A 15,927-nucleotide genomic window follows, 5' to 3' on the forward strand; every position below is an offset into this window, starting at 1 on the left:
CCTATTTGATTGGTTGTTTCGCTGGCATTCCCGGTTTGCGGGGGTATTTCTTTGGCGTTTCTTTTTTCTTTTGAATGATCAAAAGATGGCGTTCATCGCCGCTGACCGGTAAGGTAAAGCTTTTTTCTTCAATAAATTTGCCGCCTAAGAGTGAGATGGCTGGTTTGGCTTCAACCAGTTCTTCCTCGCTTTTGGCAGCTTTGAGCGCATAAAAATAGCCTGCTTTTTTCACCAATGGCACACAGAGTTCCGTTAACACATTCAAACGGGCAACCGCACGAGCGGTCACATAATCGAATTGCCCACGAAATTGCGGGTTTTGACCAAATGTTTCTGCACGGTCATGGTACAAGTGGACATTTTCCAATTGTAGATCCGTCACAAGGGTTTGTAAAAAGGTGATGCGCTTATTTAAAGAGTCGACGATCGTCACTTCTAATTCAGGAAACACGATTTTTAGTGGAATACTTGGAAAGCCAGCACCTGAACCGACATCACACAAATGACTTTGCGGGTCAAAGGCGGTTTCAAAAGCTAAGGAAACAGAATCGTAGAAATGCTTCAAATACACTTCTGATTTTTCCGTGATTGCGGTTAGATTCATCTTCTGATTCCATTCGACTAAACGCTCGAAATAGACAGCGAATTTTTCCATTTGTTCTTCGGTTAAAACGATCCCGTTTTTGCGTAATTCTTCATGAAATTCTTCAGGTAGCATAACGAATCCTTTCTATTTTGTGAAACAGAAAAATGTTTCACAGACTAGTTCCTACTTTAACGCAAAAAGCAATGTGATGCAATAGCCAGACATTGCTTTCTAGGAGAATTTACCATTTTTTAACTGGGGCTTTAAGGTTGGTTTAAGGCATAGGAATTATACTCATTTCAATCCAAAAAACTTTTTTCATTTTTCCTTGACCAGCGAGGCTGCCAACCCTCCTGGTCAGCTTTTTTCTCAAAGAAACAAGCATTGATCACAGGATCAATGCTTGTTTTTGTTTCATATGAAACTTTTTTATTTCACGCGAGGCTCGTTGTATTCTTCGATACGATCAGACGCGCGGGAAGCCGCATGTTTGGCTTTGTTGGTTTGACGTGAAGCAAAGTCGCCGGTTTTAGATGCAGCTGACGATACTTTGTCTTGAACCGTTTCTTGTTCCTCTTCGTATTCAGCGATCGTTTTTACATCTACAACATTGATGTTGACTTCGATCACTTCTAATTGGGTCATTGTCGTTACTTCTTTTTGGATGACTTCTTTGACTTGGTCAGCGATTTCTGGGATGTTGCGGTCATATTCAACCACGATATCTAAATCAACGGCTACTTGTTTTTTCCCTACTTCGGTATTGATACCCGCAGTCACATTGTCTGTATTGACTAATTTTTCCGCAATGTTAGAGAAGAAACCACCATCGACCGTCAACAGACCATCCACGTGTTCTAATGCGATCCCGATGATTTTTTGGATCACTTTGTCATCATAGGTCAATGAACCATGAACAGGTGCGTCGCCAGTTGGTCCTTCAAAATCGTTGTGGCCAGGTTTTGGCGGTGCTGGATGATGACCTGCTGGATTTGGATTTCCTGGTGCTGGATGATCCCCTGGTTTTGGTCCGTTTTGTTGTCCTGCTACTGCTTTTTCAGCATTTGGTACCACTGGATCTGGTGCTTCAGTCATGGGAATCGCATTTTCATTTGCTTGATGATTGGTGTTAGGAACCACTGGATCTGGATGTGCGCTGACTTTTTTATCATTGTTTAATTCGTTTTTATCGTTATTCATTAAAAATTCCTCCTATTAAAATGCGTTATTGTTGGTTAAAAAATTCGTCGATGATACCGGTACGTTGGAGATACAATCCTAACGCAAAACCCAAACCTGTTAGGAGTAGAATCAGCAATGTTTTGAAAAAACCGATCGTTACAAACAACACAGCCAGAACAAGGCCGATTGCTCCAAAAATCAATGGGATTTTGTATTGTTGTAGTTCGTTCATCATAGCCCTCCTATTCTACTCGCGGGTTTTCCGGAGTCTCATTTTGTTCAAAATTCGCGTAGTTGACTTCGACTTTGACTTTCTCACTTGAACCAAGCACTCGTTGGACATCTTGCTGGATTTCCGCCATTAAGTTTTCGGTTTTGCCGACTAAAGCAGACGTCCGTTTCAAGCGTCCTTTGATTTTAATCAAAATACGATTTTTGGTCGCCTTGACATGAACTTTTGGTCCTTCAACAAATTCTTTTTCATTTACTTTCGTACGTACAAGTCCTTCGATTGCTTTCTTATCGATCGTCAATGCGCCCTTATCCTCTTTCAAAACAAAGGTCGTTTTGGTTTTTGGATAAAAAAGCACGACTAAGATCACGATCAAGAATAAGGCGATCAAGACAACAGCTACCCAAAACATATATTGACGCATAAACAAGTTGTCAAAGAAATACGTGACGACATTGCCTCTGCTGTCCAAACCAAATGGCAGCTGCATATAAGGATTACTCATTAATACGATTGGTAATAAGACAGTGATAAAGATCAACGAAACGATGATTGATACGATTTTCCACCCTTTACTCATAGGACACCTCCTCCTTTTTCTCCAATTTTTGATAAGCTTACAAGTTGATGGCTTCTCCGCCGGTAACACCATAAATCTGTGCTGTCACATAGCTAGCTTTATTGGAAGCTAAAAAGACATAGACAGGTGCCAGCTCAGCTGGTTGTCCTGCCCGCTCAAGTAACGCTTGCTGACCAAATTCAGGCAGCTGGTCTTGCGGTTGGCCATGATCTAACTGTAATGGTGTCCAGATCGGTCCTGGGGCTACCCCATTGACGCGAATTCCTTTTTCAGCAAATTGTTTCGCCAAGCTGACTGTAAAACTAGCGATCGCCGATTTGGTTGCCGCATAATCCATTAAATGGGCACTTGGACTAAAGGCTTGGACAGAAGTCGTTGTCACGATCGCTCCCCCAGCCGGTAAGTGCGGCTCAGCAGCTTTGACTAATGCAAACATGGAGATAATGTTTACCATAAAGGTGTCTTTCACTTGTTCAATCGGTAATTCTGCAATCGATGGCCGCGTGATTTGCTGTGCTGCGTTCAATACTAATGTATCTAACCCACCTAATGCTGCCACCGCTTTGTCAACGATCTCTTGTGGTGCCGCTTCGTCTCGCAGGTCATAGGGTAGCAAGATCACTTTGCGCCCAGCTTCTTTGATGTACCCTGCAACTTCTTCGGCATCTTCTTCTTCTCCTGGGAAAAAGTGTAGGGCAATGTCTGCTCCTTCACGGGCGAAGGCAATCGCTGCTGCTCGTCCGATCCCAGAATCCCCACCGGTGATCAGTACACGCCGGTTTTCTAACTGCTGACTTCCCTCATAAGATTCTTCACCACAATCAGGTTTTGGTCGCATTTCTTCTTGTAAAGCAGGCGTATCTTGTTCCTGTTTGCTGTATTTACCCGTGTGATAAAGTTCCCGTGGATCAGTCAAAATAGGTTCACTCATTCTTACGTCCTCCTTTTCTCTATAATAAAATTCTAAACCATTCATTTTTTTTTGGGAAATATAACGCTTTGTTAACAAAAATAAATCTTCGTTTATTAGAAAATGAAAAAAGAAAGTGCCCTCATTTTTGACCAGAAATCAAATAATTTCCCTTTTTTATAGAAGGGGGTAAACTAATAAGTAGTAACTGGTAGTACCTGTAAAAGGGAACCCCTAAGAAAATGACCTTGGGTCAAGAAAAAGGAGGAAACAAACAATGCCTTGGAATGTCCGTGATTATCCTGCGTCAATGAAGAATCTAGACCCCTTAGTTCGTAAAAAAGCGATCGATATCGCCAATGCCCTGCTAGCCGATGGCTATTCCGATGATCGGGCGATCCCGATCGCCACGAGTCAAGCAGAAAAATGGTATGACAATGCAGATGAAGAGGAGAAGAAAGCTTTTCAGAAAGAAAAAAATCCGCAAAAAGACGATGCCCATCAAACCAATAAGAATGCGGAAAAATTAATGGATGCGGATGTAGAAGTTGTGTATGAAGACGACCAATGGCAAGTCCGTTCCAAAGGGGCGAAACGTGCCAGTGATCATTTCGACAAGAAAGCAGAGGCCATCGCCCGTGCCAAAGAAATCGCCGAAAACAAAGAATCCGTGGTGAACGTTTATAAGAAAGACGGCGACCATCAAAAGGATATTGATTTGAGAGAATAAAATTGGCTGCAAAAAAGCAGAAGGAGGACTTACGTTTGTCGTTTTATCGGCGCGAAACGTTGCCTACTCTTTCGCTTTTTTGTTTCCTTTCACAGCTAGGTTTGATTAAAACTAAAGCAACCGCTTCTTTGACGTTTCTTTTAAAAAGCTAAGGTTCGTTGTAATAAACCTAAAAAACGAAGACCTCTTGAATGAACCATCACTTTTAAAATTTCTCGACTTCCTAAAAAATAAACCTATGAAATGCTGATCTAGCAACAGTTGTGAACCATCCGTTACCTCTGTAAACTAGCTTGTGCTTTCTTTAACTAAATAAACCTTGTATACTTGAATTATTAAAAGTACAAGGAGTGGTGTTTGTGAAAAAATTATTTTTTGTGCCGTTTATTTTTATTTGTTTCCTCTTTGCTCTCCCAGCTGCCGCCCAGACAGTGGAAGAACCGGAACTCGTTTATGACTTAGCATCAGACAGTCCCTATGAGCAGCTGGTCACGGTAGATGAAGAAGGCAACGAGGTGATTTTGACCATTGAAAAATTGCCGTCATTCCGAGCAAATCTGGCAGCGGGAACGTATCGTGTGTCAAAAACATCCGCAGGTAATTAGACCGCTAGTTATAATGTAACGGTCAATAGCCGCAATCAATTTACAGGCACCTCGAATTTAAGTTTAGTTGCTCACAGAGGAAGTATCACTTCTAGTTCATTAACTCACACGTCCACCAAAGCCACCTGTACGTTTAAGCAAAAAGCAGGTATAATCACTACCAATGGGAGTGTCGTAACCACGATCTCAAATGGGAAGCTAGTTGTTAAATAGCAGATAGGAGCATACATTGGCTTTAGCAGAACAATTAAAAAGCTGTCGCGAGTCTTCAGGATTGTCGCAAACAGCAGTCGCAGAAAAATTACAGATTTCACGCCAGTCGATTTCAAAATGGGAAAATGGGCGCGGCTATCCAGATATTGAGAATTTGATTTTGTTGAGCGATCTCTACCAAGTCTCGATCGATGAGCTTTTACGTGAGAACGAAGCCTTAAAAGAGCGGATCGAAACCAACAATCAAGAAATCAACGACAAGAAAGAAAAATTGTCGTTACTCCAAAGAACGATGGCAGCAGATAAAGATGAAAGTCTGCTCTTGCTACTGTTAGCTGGAATCGGCTCCTTTCTTTTTCCTTTAGGACTGATCTTAGATGGCTTTGTTTTATGGCGTAACAAAAAAGCCAATAATTTTTATGTATTGATCTATATCGTCTGTGCCTTCTCGATTTTCTTGAATTTGTACGATGGCTATGTCCATCTCAGCAACATCATGAATTGGGGAACCACTACGATTGAAAAAGTGGAATAACTTTATTATTAAGACAAAAAGCCCGCTGCGAATTGTTTTCGCAGCGGGCTTTTGACACTCTATTTACCATTTATAAATTGGTTTTTCAAAGAAAATCATATAGTAATAGAAATTAATAAAGGTCTAGTCCATATATTTATCGTAAGTAAAACAAAACTTGATATACCCAAATCTATCTTCTGAGAATATAAAAAGATTATCTGTCAATATTTTTAGCTCCCTTTTTCTACTAGCGATATAATAAAACGTAGTTTATTCAAAATCTCTTTCAACCTTTGTTTCACTTTCCTTATCCTTTAGCAATTTTGAAAATATATCTTCCCCTTTAAATTGTAAAACAGTTTTGATAATAACAGACGCAAAAATAAAAATAAAAACCATTGCAGAAAATGCATTTGCTTTATTCTCTGGAAATATATATACCGAAGCCGCCCATATTGCATATAAACCTATTACAAAGTATCTAAATATCTTATATGCTCTAGTTGCTTCATCTGAAATAGTTTTATTCTCAAAGATTTTTGCATTAAAAAATATAGTAATGAAATTTTTGGGATCACTCACCCAAATTATTCCAGCATATGCTATGCTTACCACAATAAAATTATCCTTATTGGTGTTCAAAAAAGTAAATATTGCTACTCCAAAAACTAATAAAATAGCAATTTTAAACATGAGTCTTAAAAACTTTTTCATAAGAGGAACATCAACTTTTTGCAACGATTTTGGCATTATTACATTTAGCAACATGGAGATACCAATTACTTGGCTGAAAAATAGCATAATTTGACTAATTATTTGTATAGATTCAATTGAACTAATAATACTCTCTCCCAAATTCAATAACATAGGCTGATTTACCAATAACAAATGTTTATTAATCAAATTACTTATATTACCAAAGAAAATCGAAAGCCATGACAATATAAGTAATAGGAACGAGACCACAAGTGATGAAGATAAAAAACCTAGCATAAAACGTTTGTATTTAAAATACGAAATCATTTTTTTTATGTAATATCTGAAGAACAGACCGTTAACTACGATGAAGCATAACATTTTTAACAGTTTAGAAAAAGTGCTTGAAGATTTTTCTAGTATTAACACTTCAATTAGAGTAATTAACATAGGTAACATTATAATAACGCAGTAAAATAAAGCAATGTAATGTTCTGAATCTATACTTCCATCAGAAAGCTTTTTTTTTATTTTGTAAACAAATTTCTTCAATATATAACCACTCCTTCAAATTAAATAAAGAAGTATCGGCAATATAATACATACCAATACTTCTGTGATATTATCTGACTAAATATTCTTCGGGCAATTAGGATATTTAGTCACATGAATTTATCTAAAACCTTTGGTTATAAATTCTGAAAACTTTCTTTGAATATAAGTCATATCATCAACCGTGGCATCGATTTTCTCTAGCTTATTAAATAATTCTAATAGAGAATAGGTATTCTCGGAGACTTCTTTAGAGATCTTATTCAGTTCTTGTTTAGTATTTATACCTAATCCCTTAGTTCTGGCTCCGGATAATTTATCAAAAATAACACTCAACTGGTCTGAGTCTAATTTCTTAGCAAGTCTAGCTTCATCAATTCCACTTATTAAGTCTTTTGATAATTTTTCTAAATTATTAAAAACCTTCATACGATTTTTGACAGTATCTGCATTTAAATTATGCTTTACTTTAAGTACACTGTCTCCTATTGCTGTAGACCTAATTCCTTTTCTGTCTATAATAGTATAAACTAGTTCAAATAGAACTACACCTTCACGAATTTCACTATTTGAAACATTTATACCAATCTCTACTTGGTATTTTTTTCCTAACGGTATCGTATTTTTTAGTTTAACGCTCATAACCAAGCTTGAATCCGTAATAAAAGCCCTATCGATATATACAGGGTTTTTCATTCTCTTTGAATATTGATGCATAGCATTTAAAGATAAATATAGCACTATATTGTTATCATAATTTCTATATTTTGAAGATGTAAGAGCTCGCAAGTATACTTCTCCATCTTCCTTACCTTCAATAAACCTATACTGCTTTTTGATTTCCTCTGAATTTTCAAGAAGATATCTTATATTATCAATTAATAAATCTTTTTGGTCAGTTCGGAAACAGTATCCTGAAAATCTATCCAAACAAAACAAATCATCTAAGAATGCGCTACTAAAAGAGTATATTCCCGTTGCTGTATAAGCAATCTCTTCTGCATTGTCTATATCTGTAAATCCAAGAATTAATTGTTGTTTATCATTAAATCCTATTAATCTAACATTTCTAGTTGAGATATCTTTATCATACTTTTTATGTTTTATTTGTTTAAAAAGTTGTATTACTTCGTTTGAGCCCTCTACATTACACACTCTCTCGATGAAATCGATTTCAAATTTAACTGAACTAGATATTTCATCCGTTCCAAGTAAATTTAAAACTTGTGCTCTTGTGGCTTTACTCCCCGAGTCTTGGAGTGAATTAAAACTCCGAGTTTCTATAAATTTTGCCATTTAGCTCCTCTTTTCTTCAATATGGATTTAATCCAATTATTAAGAAAATAAGCAGGTATCAGGAACTACATACATATAGATAAATAATTTACGAACCTAAGTTCTCTCTTTTGTTTTTTTAATCGATATGGTAGTATAATCAACATATGATATTAATTATTAAGTCCTATGCTTGCCCGTATAGAACTGATACCCTAACAATGAATTTGCAGATTCATTGTTTTTTTTATTTTCTCAGGATATTATAACATATGAACTTTCATTCTACAAACTTAGAACCGAAAAGCATCTCTAAAATCGTTTTTAAGATGGTTTACTTAATCAGAAGCCTATTTAACATATAAAAATGATAACACGTGTTCAAACGCTTCTCATTAGCTTTTACAGTCTATCAACTTTTTAAAACAAATATTTTACTTTAAAAATAAAAAATGCGATAAATTTTAAACTTGTAAATGCGCCCTTTAGACGCAAAAAAGAGAAGTAGAAAACTCTACTTCTCTTCAACCTAATTAACCGAGTACTGCCTAGCAACCATCATCACACTTCCACATGTCTCATTACACCGAATTACTCATCCAGCTATCAATGTGTCTCAGTAGGTTGTTTTTTAATGAGTTCAAAAGATGTACCAGCATATGGACTACGAATTGCTTTGCTAAAATATTATTTCTACCTGTAAGATTGGAAAGGGTCTTAGGTACTCTCTATTCATCTGCAACCGCATGAGTTTCAATAAATGAATCAATCCTTCATCTATAGTTTGTCCGAATACAACTTCCTTACCTTCTCCAGAACTTACTTAACTTTGTGACTGATCATCTAACCATCTTTACCAGACATCGTCATAATTCCTTCGATCTTACTAAAATACTTACGTTAGCCCATTTTTCAACAGAAGCATAGCCGACGGAATCAAAATCAAGGTCAACTAATAGTATAAGTAGGAAATTTCTGCCATAGATCCTTTGCTAAAAATTGATTAAGCATGTACCTTTGCAATCTTCCCTTGTTCGATATACACCATCAAAATACTGATATCAGCTGGGTTTACTCCGCTGATACGGCTCGCTTGGGCGATGGTTTCGGGTTGGATTTTTTGCAGTTTTTGTTTGGCTTCTGTTGCCAAGCCATTGATAGCGGCATAGTCGATGTTTTCAGGAATGCGTTTGGCTTCCATCCGTTTGAGTTTCTCCACTTTTTCGAGGGCTTTTTTGATATAGCCTTCGTATTTGATTTGGATCTCGACTTGTTCGATCTCTTTTGGCTTCAATGCTTCATTGGCTTCGATAAATTGTAGCATTTCGGCATACGTCACTTCAGGCCGACGCAAGAATTCATTTGCTAAAACGCCATCTTTCAAGGTAGCCGTCCCTTTAGCAGTCAAATACGCTTGTACTTCTGGCGTTGGTTTGATGCGGATCTTAGATAAACGTTTAATTTCTGCTTCAACAGCTTCTTTTTTCGCTACATACGCTTCGTATTGTGCTTCTGGGACGAGCCCGATTTGATGTCCCACTTCGGTCAAACGCAGATCCGCATTATCATGACGCAGCAATAAGCGGTATTCGGCACGAGAGGTCAATAAGCGGTAAGGTTCATTGGTTCCTTTGGTCACCAAATCATCGATCATCACACCGATATAACCGTCGCTGCGTTTCATAATGAAGGGTTCTTTGCCTTGAATTTTCAAAGCGGCATTGATGCCTGCAATCAAGCCTTGACCGGCCGCTTCTTCATAGCCGCTGGTTCCGTTGGTTTGTCCTGCCGTAAAGAGGTTTTCGATGACTTTGGTTTCTAATGTTGGACGCAATTGATGAGGCACCACGACATCATATTCAATGGCGTAGCCCGTCCGCATCATTTCCGCTTTTTCTAAACCTACGATGGAATGCAGCATTTGGACTTGGACATCTTCTGGCATAGAAGTAGAAAGCCCTTGAACATACACTTCTTCGGTGTTCAACCCTTCTGGTTCCAAGAACAGTTGGTGACGAGATTTGTCTGCAAAACGCACGATTTTGTCTTCGATAGATGGGCAATAACGGGCACCTACTCCTTCGACGATCCCTGTAAACATCGGCGCCCGGTGTAAATTCTGGTTGATGATTTGGTGCGTCCCTTCGTTCGTATAGGTCAACCAGCAAGGTTCTTGGTTTTGATTGTAGGCTTCATCGGGTGTGCTGTAACTAAAGTGATTCGGTTGTTCATCGCCAGGCTGGATCTCCGTTACCTCATAGTTGATGGTGCTGGATTTGACTCGCGGTGGTGTACCGGTTTTAAAACGAGCGATCTCTAGACCAAGCTCTTTCAAATGATCGGCTAATCCAATCGATGGCTGGGAGTTGTTTGGACCAGAAGAATACTTCAACTCTCCAATGATGATCTCCCCTCGCAACGCTGTTCCTGCAGTGATCACTACAGCTTGGGCTTGGTAACGAGCGCCTGTAGAGGTCACGACGCCACGGCATTCGCCTTCTTCAACGATCAGCTTTTCAACGATCCCTTGGCGCAGTGTTAAATTGGCTTCTTTTTCGATCGTTCGTTTCATTTCAGCCGCATAGGCATGTTTATCGGCTTGCGCCCGCAAAGCCCGCACTGCGGGACCTTTTCCTGTATTGAGCATCCGCATTTGGATGTAGGTTTTATCGATATTTTTGCCCATTTCTCCGCCTAAAGCATCGATTTCGCGCACCACGACGCCTTTTGCTGGTCCGCCGACGGAGGGATTACAAGGCATGAATGCGACCATGTCTAAGTTGATGGTCAGTAAAAGGGTTTTTGCCCCCATTCGGCTGGCTGCTAAGGCAGCTTCTGATCCGGCATGGCCGGCACCAACAACGATCACGTCATAACTTTCTGCTTGATATTCTTGCATGGTGTTCTCCTTTTTACGCCAGTGGCGCATTCTTTATTTTCCTAAACAAAACTGACTGAACAATTGGGTGATCAACTCATCTTGGACACTGTCGCCGACAACTTCTCCTAGATAGTCCCAGCAGCGTGTCATATCGATTTGAACCAAGTCGACAGGCATTCCTGCTTCGATCCCTTGGATGACCTCAGACAACGACTGAACGGCATTTTCTAATAAGGCAATGTGGCGAGTGTTAGAAAGATAGGAAGCATCCTTATCGGTGGTTTTGCCCCCAAAGAATAGATCGGCAATGGCTTGTTCCAGTTGATCCAAGCCTTCACTCGTCAACACAGAGACAGAAAAAATCGGTTCATCTGCTGCGTACTGTGCTAGCTCAGCGGGTGCTAATTTTGGCTCAAGGTCGGTCTTATTCAATAAGATGATCCGACGGCTGCCAGCAGTCAGCTCCAGCAATTGTTTGTCTTCCTGGGTCAATCCTTCGCTTTGGTTGAGAACCAGCAAAATCAACTCCGCTTCTGCCAGTGCTTTGCGGCTGCGTTCGACCCCGATTTTCTCAACGACATCTTCTGTTTCGCGGATACCAGCCGTATCGATCAGTTTCAACGGTACCCCGCGAACATTGACATACTCTTCAATGACATCTCGAGTCGTACCAGCAATGTCTGTCACGATGGCTTTTTCTTCCCTTAATAAATGGTTCAATAAGCTGGATTTACCGACATTCGGCCGACCGATGATCGCAGTACTCAAACCTTCTCGCAAAATTTTTCCTTGTTGGGCAGTCGCTAATAAGGCTTGGATCTGCCCTTTGACCATCGTGGCTTTTTCTAGCAATAAGCGGGTCGTCAATTCTTCCACATCATCGTATTCAGGGTAATCTATATTCACTTCAACTTGCGCCAGCGTCTCTAAGATCTCTTGGCGTAAGGTCCGAATCAAGTGGGAAAGATTGCCATCCAGCTGATTGACTGCGAGATTCATCGCCTTATCGGTCTTGGCACGAATCAGGTCCATCACCGCCTCGGCTTGAGAAAGGTCAACCCGTCCGTTTAAAAAAGCCCGCTTCGTGAATTCTCCCGGCTCAGCCAACCGTGCGCCTTGTCGTAAAACCAGCTGCAAGAGTTGATTGACGACAACGATCCCGCCGTGGCAGTTGATCTCAACGACATCTTCTCGGGTAAAGGTCCGCGGCTTTTTCATCACTGATAGCATCACTTCATCCATCAAACGGTTTTCTTCTGGGTCCACGATATGACCATAATGGATCGTATGACTAGGGACTTGGGCGAGGGTTTTAGTGCCTGCTTGAAAAATCCGATCCGCAATTGCGATCGCTTCTTCCCCGCTTAATCGCACAATACTGATGGCCCCTTCGCCTGGCGGGGTGGAAATCGCGGCAATCGTATCAAATTCTTGCGTTATATTCGCCATGTTGCTTGCTCCTCCTATTTTTTCACATAAAAAAAGTGCCCACTCCACCCGTCAAATTGATTGAAAATCAATAAAAACGAGTAGACTTAGCACTTTGACTGCTTGTCAATTAAATTCTGGAAATAGATTAGCACATTTTTGCGTGAGTCGCAAGCTTCCTTCAAAAACTTTTAAATTTTGCATCTGTCCGCAAAAACCTTTAAAATAAAAGCAAAGAATAAGAAAAGAGGGATCTATTATGGAAACCATCAAATCATCAAACAGCGCTGCTCGCATTAAAGAAATCATTTTATCGACAGGAAACGTGAATCGGCCTTACGTCGTGCGGGATATCGTCTTTGCGGCAGACAAAATCGAAGTAGATCTATTTGATACATCTGTGAATTTGAACGATCTGTTGGCAGATGTGACCTATCGCTTAAAAGAAACCGCCCACAGCTACGGAGCGAATGCAGTGATCAACTGTCATTTTGAACATGACCGCATCGTCGAAGGCGACAAAACCTACCTTGAGATCTTTGCCTATGGTACAGTGGTTCAATTTACTCAATCAACCATCGGCGGCTAATTGCCTCTATCATCAAAAAAAATACAAAAAAGAGTCCGCGGCATACGGACTCTTTTTTGATACCAAAGGCTGACCTACGTAACGTATGTTGACTTTGATAAGAATGATTTCTAGTCAAGGATACTTGGTTTTAAATTTGTTGTCAATCGCTTTTTCCCATCAAAAAAGGGAAAGGCTTGTCAGACCGCCTTTCCCTTTTTTCATTAAATTCGTTTGTCCGCAGGTTCCACTACTAAGTAGCGATACGGTTCATCCCCTTCAGAATGAGTTTGAACATACGCATCTTTACTCAAAACTGAATGAATCTGCTTTCTTTCAAACGCCGGCATCGGTTCTAAAAAGACTGGGCGGCCTGTTCGTTTGACTTTTTCAGCAGTACGGCTAGCCAAACGTTCTAAGATCGCTTGACGTTTTTCACGGTAATCTCCGACATTCACTACAATCGACAATTTGTTTTTCGCGATGCGGTGAATATACACTTGCGCCAAATATTGCAGTGCATTCAAGGTTTTGCCGTGCTTCCCAATCAAAATGCCTTGTTTTTGCGTTTCTAAATGAAAGACGACCACGCCGTCTTGACGAGCGGTTTTTACTAAGGCGGGTGCATTCAATGCTTTTGAAATATTTGTCAGATAGAGTCCCAGCTGAGCCAGCGCTTCCTCATCTGAAAGATCCGTCAGCAAAACAGGTTCGCTCGCTGCTGCTTCCATCACACTGCTTGCATCCTCTGTCGTCACAGGATCTGGTTCTACCAGCGGTTTTGCTGGTACTTCTTCAACGGGTGCCGGTTCTTCAACGATTCGTTTTTCAATGGAGACCCGTGCTTGTTTTTTTCCTAGACCCAAGAAGCCTTTTTTTCCTTCATCCAGGACTTCGATTACTGCTTGATCTTTGGTGATACCAAGGACTTGCAATCCCTCTTGAATTGCTTCATCTACTGTCAGATTTTCATAAATCGGCATTGCAGTGCAACCTCCTCTTATTTTTTCCGTTTCTTTTTAGGACTCATTGCTTTTTTCAGCGCACGTTCACGCTCGCGTTCTTTGCGGGCAGCTTCTTCTCTTTCTTGGCGAATCTTGAATGGGTTATTTAAGATCATTGTTTGCACAACTTGGAATGCATTAGAAACAACCCAGTACAAGGAAAGACCGCTGGCAATGTTGATCCCCATTAGTAAGATCATCATCGGCATAGCGAAATTCATGATTTTCAGACTCGCATTTGATTCCACTTGGCTCATACTTGATAAGTAGGTACTTGCAAAAGTAAAGAGCGCCGCTAAAATCGGCAAGATGAAGTATGGGTCACGATCACCCAGCTGCAGCCATAAGAATTTTCCTTCTTGCAAAGCAGGAACCCGTGAGATCGATTGCCACAAGGCCATCAAAATCGGCATTTGTACCAATAATGGTAGACAGCCGGCATAGGGATTGACATTGTTTTCCGCATACAAACGTTGTGTTTCTTCTTTTAACTTACTTTGTGTTTCTGTATCTTTTGACGCATATTGCTGCTGCAGCGCTTTTAGCTTCGGTTGTAATTCTTGCGTTTTGCGCATGCTTTTGGTTTGGAAGTGCATCAACGGCATCAAAATGACCCGGATGATCAATGTAAAGAGAATGATCCCGATCCCGGCATTGCCGAAGGAGAGGGCTTTGATCGCCTCTGCAAAATAATAAACGATGTAACGGTCCCATAGACCAGTACTTTGTGCATTTACTTCACCTGTTGCACCGCAGGCAGATAAGACAACTACTAATGAGAGAACTCCCAAAAATAGTAAGACGCGTTTCCCTTTTTTCACGTAACTAATTCCTTTCCATTAATGAATAATTTTGGCAAGCTTTAAGACATGCTCTAAATTCGAGTAGATTTCCTTTGAGGAACAAGTGGCGATACTTGGACGGGCGATCACGATGAAATCGACCGCTGGTTCGATTCGCGGCTTCATTTCCGTTAAACTTGCACGGATCTTGCGCTTGATCTCATTTCGCTTCACTGCATTACCGACTTTTTTCCCTACAGATAAACCAACTCGAAAATGTGATTGCTCTTTAGGTAAGACATACACCACGAACTTCCGATTTGCAAAAGAATTTCCTGCCTGAAAAACTTTTTGAAAATCTTGCTCTGTTTTTACTCGATAGGATTTTCTCATCTTCGGTTCCTTCACTTCTTTCAATTAAGCTTCGCGAAACGGATTGAATCCGTAACCACTCACCTGTCAATAATACCATATTTGCCAAAAGTCAGACACTATATTCCGCAAAAACGGCATAAAAAAAAACCACTGGCATTCAGTGGCTTACGCAGAAATAACCTTTCTGCCTTTACGACGACGGCTAGCTAAAACACGACGTCCATTTTTTGTACTCATACGTTTACGGAATCCGTGAACTTTTTGACGTTTACGTTTATTTGGTTGATACGTTCTTTTCATTTATTTCCACCTCCATCAGGATAATGCTTATGCGCACAGACATACTTTGATAGTATAACGAGTCAAGTACTAGTTTGTCAATAAGAAGTTTGCTCAAAATCGGGCATTCTTTATCCACAATCCCTTTGATTTGTGTGGGTTTGCTGTTTATAGCCAATTTTTGTGGATAACTTTTTCCCCAGAGTTATTTTGGCTTTTTCCACAAACCAACAGCCTGTAGAAAAGTTTTCCACAATCACTTTTTTAGCTGTTGATAACTCCCCCGAAACCTAGTATTATCAAGGCATGATCTTCACATCGATCTGTGGATAAAGGAGATTTTATTATAGTTATTCACATTCTTTTTCTACCTGTGGATAGTCGAATTTCGAACATGTGCATTTCCATTTTTCTTTTATCCCGTTTTGTGGAAAAGTATTTTTTTCTAACCTTTTTTATCGTAATCTGTGGAAAACTTTTTCAATCCGTGCTATTTTAGTTATATCTATTCTTAGTTATAGGAGGACAATTT

The 15,927-nt window shown here is 40.1% G+C and carries 16 protein-coding genes and 1 pseudogene; 4 read left to right on the plus strand and 13 right to left on the minus strand.

Features of this window, described 5'->3' with window-relative positions; translation table 11 throughout:
- Position 1: 1 nt before the first annotated feature.
- The 5 genes from rsmG to IGK61_RS17575 all read right to left on the minus strand — a co-directional run bounded on the left by rsmG (position 2) and on the right by IGK61_RS17575 (position 3,511).
- Positions 2-718, minus strand: a complete 717-nt coding sequence (gene rsmG, locus IGK61_RS17555; protein ID WP_005226256.1) for a 16S rRNA (guanine(527)-N(7))-methyltransferase RsmG — start codon at positions 716-718, stop codon at positions 2-4.
- Between the two features lie 297 nt (positions 719-1,015).
- Positions 1,016-1,786, minus strand: a complete 771-nt coding sequence (locus IGK61_RS17560; RefSeq protein WP_010748461.1) for an Asp23/Gls24 family envelope stress response protein — start codon at positions 1,784-1,786, stop codon at positions 1,016-1,018.
- Between the two features lie 25 nt (positions 1,787-1,811).
- The gene (locus IGK61_RS17565) at positions 1,812-2,003 is read right to left on the minus strand and encodes a DUF2273 domain-containing protein (protein WP_005226258.1); all 192 of its coding nucleotides are present in this window, start codon (positions 2,001-2,003) and stop codon (positions 1,812-1,814) included.
- Positions 2,004-2,010: 7 nt separating this feature from the next.
- Entirely contained in the window at positions 2,011-2,580 is a 570-nt protein-coding gene (gene amaP, locus IGK61_RS17570) for an alkaline shock response membrane anchor protein AmaP (protein WP_005226259.1), read from the minus strand.
- Between the two features lie 37 nt (positions 2,581-2,617).
- Complete coding sequence (locus tag IGK61_RS17575) at positions 2,618-3,511, minus strand: SDR family oxidoreductase (protein WP_005226260.1); 894 nt, start codon at positions 3,509-3,511, stop codon at positions 2,618-2,620.
- 256 nt (positions 3,512-3,767) lie between these two features.
- Between IGK61_RS17575 and IGK61_RS17580 the strand changes: the two genes are divergently transcribed.
- The 3 genes and pseudogenes from IGK61_RS17580 (at position 3,768) to IGK61_RS17590 (ending at position 5,573) form a co-directional block, all read left to right on the plus strand.
- On the plus strand, positions 3,768-4,220 hold the full coding sequence (locus IGK61_RS17580) for a DUF2188 domain-containing protein (RefSeq protein ID WP_074535548.1): 453 nt from the start codon (positions 3,768-3,770) through the stop codon (positions 4,218-4,220).
- A 350-nt stretch (positions 4,221-4,570) separates the two neighbouring features.
- Positions 4,571-5,038 (plus strand): annotated as a pseudogene (locus IGK61_RS17585) (DUF5626 family protein).
- Positions 5,039-5,054: 16 nt separating this feature from the next.
- Entirely contained in the window at positions 5,055-5,573 is a 519-nt protein-coding gene (locus IGK61_RS17590; RefSeq protein WP_005226263.1) for a helix-turn-helix domain-containing protein, read from the plus strand.
- A gap of 252 nt (positions 5,574-5,825) precedes the next feature.
- On the opposite strand, the gene IGK61_RS17595 is transcribed toward IGK61_RS17590, so the two are convergent.
- The 4 genes from IGK61_RS17595 to mnmE form a co-directional block, all read right to left on the minus strand.
- Positions 5,826-6,803 (minus strand): hypothetical protein, encoded by a 978-nt coding sequence (locus tag IGK61_RS17595; protein ID WP_074535550.1) that lies wholly within the window; start codon positions 6,801-6,803, stop codon positions 5,826-5,828.
- A 120-nt stretch (positions 6,804-6,923) separates the two neighbouring features.
- Positions 6,924-8,099 carry a hypothetical protein gene (locus IGK61_RS17600; protein WP_074535551.1) on the minus strand — a complete coding sequence of 392 codons (1,176 nt, stop codon included), beginning with the start codon at positions 8,097-8,099 and terminating at the stop codon, positions 6,924-6,926.
- A 982-nt stretch (positions 8,100-9,081) separates the two neighbouring features.
- Positions 9,082-10,977, minus strand: a complete 1,896-nt coding sequence (gene mnmG / locus IGK61_RS17605) for a tRNA uridine-5-carboxymethylaminomethyl(34) synthesis enzyme MnmG (protein ID WP_074535552.1) — start codon at positions 10,975-10,977, stop codon at positions 9,082-9,084.
- Positions 10,978-11,010: 33 nt separating this feature from the next.
- Positions 11,011-12,408, minus strand: coding sequence for a tRNA uridine-5-carboxymethylaminomethyl(34) synthesis GTPase MnmE (mnmE, locus tag IGK61_RS17610; RefSeq protein WP_074535553.1), 1,398 nt, complete (start codon positions 12,406-12,408; stop codon positions 11,011-11,013).
- A 238-nt stretch (positions 12,409-12,646) separates the two neighbouring features.
- Between mnmE and IGK61_RS17615 the strand changes: the two genes are divergently transcribed.
- The gene (locus IGK61_RS17615) at positions 12,647-12,976 is read left to right on the plus strand and encodes a heavy metal-binding domain-containing protein (RefSeq protein WP_005226284.1); all 330 of its coding nucleotides are present in this window, start codon (positions 12,647-12,649) and stop codon (positions 12,974-12,976) included.
- A gap of 203 nt (positions 12,977-13,179) precedes the next feature.
- Here IGK61_RS17615 and jag read toward each other — a convergent pair whose 3' ends face one another.
- The 4 genes from jag to rpmH all read right to left on the minus strand — a co-directional run bounded on the left by jag (position 13,180) and on the right by rpmH (position 15,416).
- A complete protein-coding gene (jag, locus tag IGK61_RS17620) occupies positions 13,180-13,938 on the minus strand; it encodes an RNA-binding cell elongation regulator Jag/EloR (protein ID WP_005226285.1) in 759 nt (252 codons plus the stop codon).
- 17 nt (positions 13,939-13,955) lie between these two features.
- Complete coding sequence (locus IGK61_RS17625; protein WP_010748469.1) at positions 13,956-14,780, minus strand: YidC/Oxa1 family membrane protein insertase; 825 nt, start codon at positions 14,778-14,780, stop codon at positions 13,956-13,958.
- A gap of 18 nt (positions 14,781-14,798) precedes the next feature.
- Positions 14,799-15,134 (minus strand): ribonuclease P protein component, encoded by a 336-nt coding sequence (rnpA, locus tag IGK61_RS17630; protein WP_015510644.1) that lies wholly within the window; start codon positions 15,132-15,134, stop codon positions 14,799-14,801.
- Between the two features lie 147 nt (positions 15,135-15,281).
- Complete coding sequence (rpmH, locus tag IGK61_RS17635; RefSeq protein WP_002356012.1) at positions 15,282-15,416, minus strand: 50S ribosomal protein L34; 135 nt, start codon at positions 15,414-15,416, stop codon at positions 15,282-15,284.
- Positions 15,417-15,927: the final 511 nt, after the last annotated feature.

The organism is Enterococcus sp. AZ063 (assembly GCF_051715045.1).
Classification (GTDB): Bacteria; Bacillota; Bacilli; order Lactobacillales; family Enterococcaceae; genus Enterococcus_D; species Enterococcus_D casseliflavus.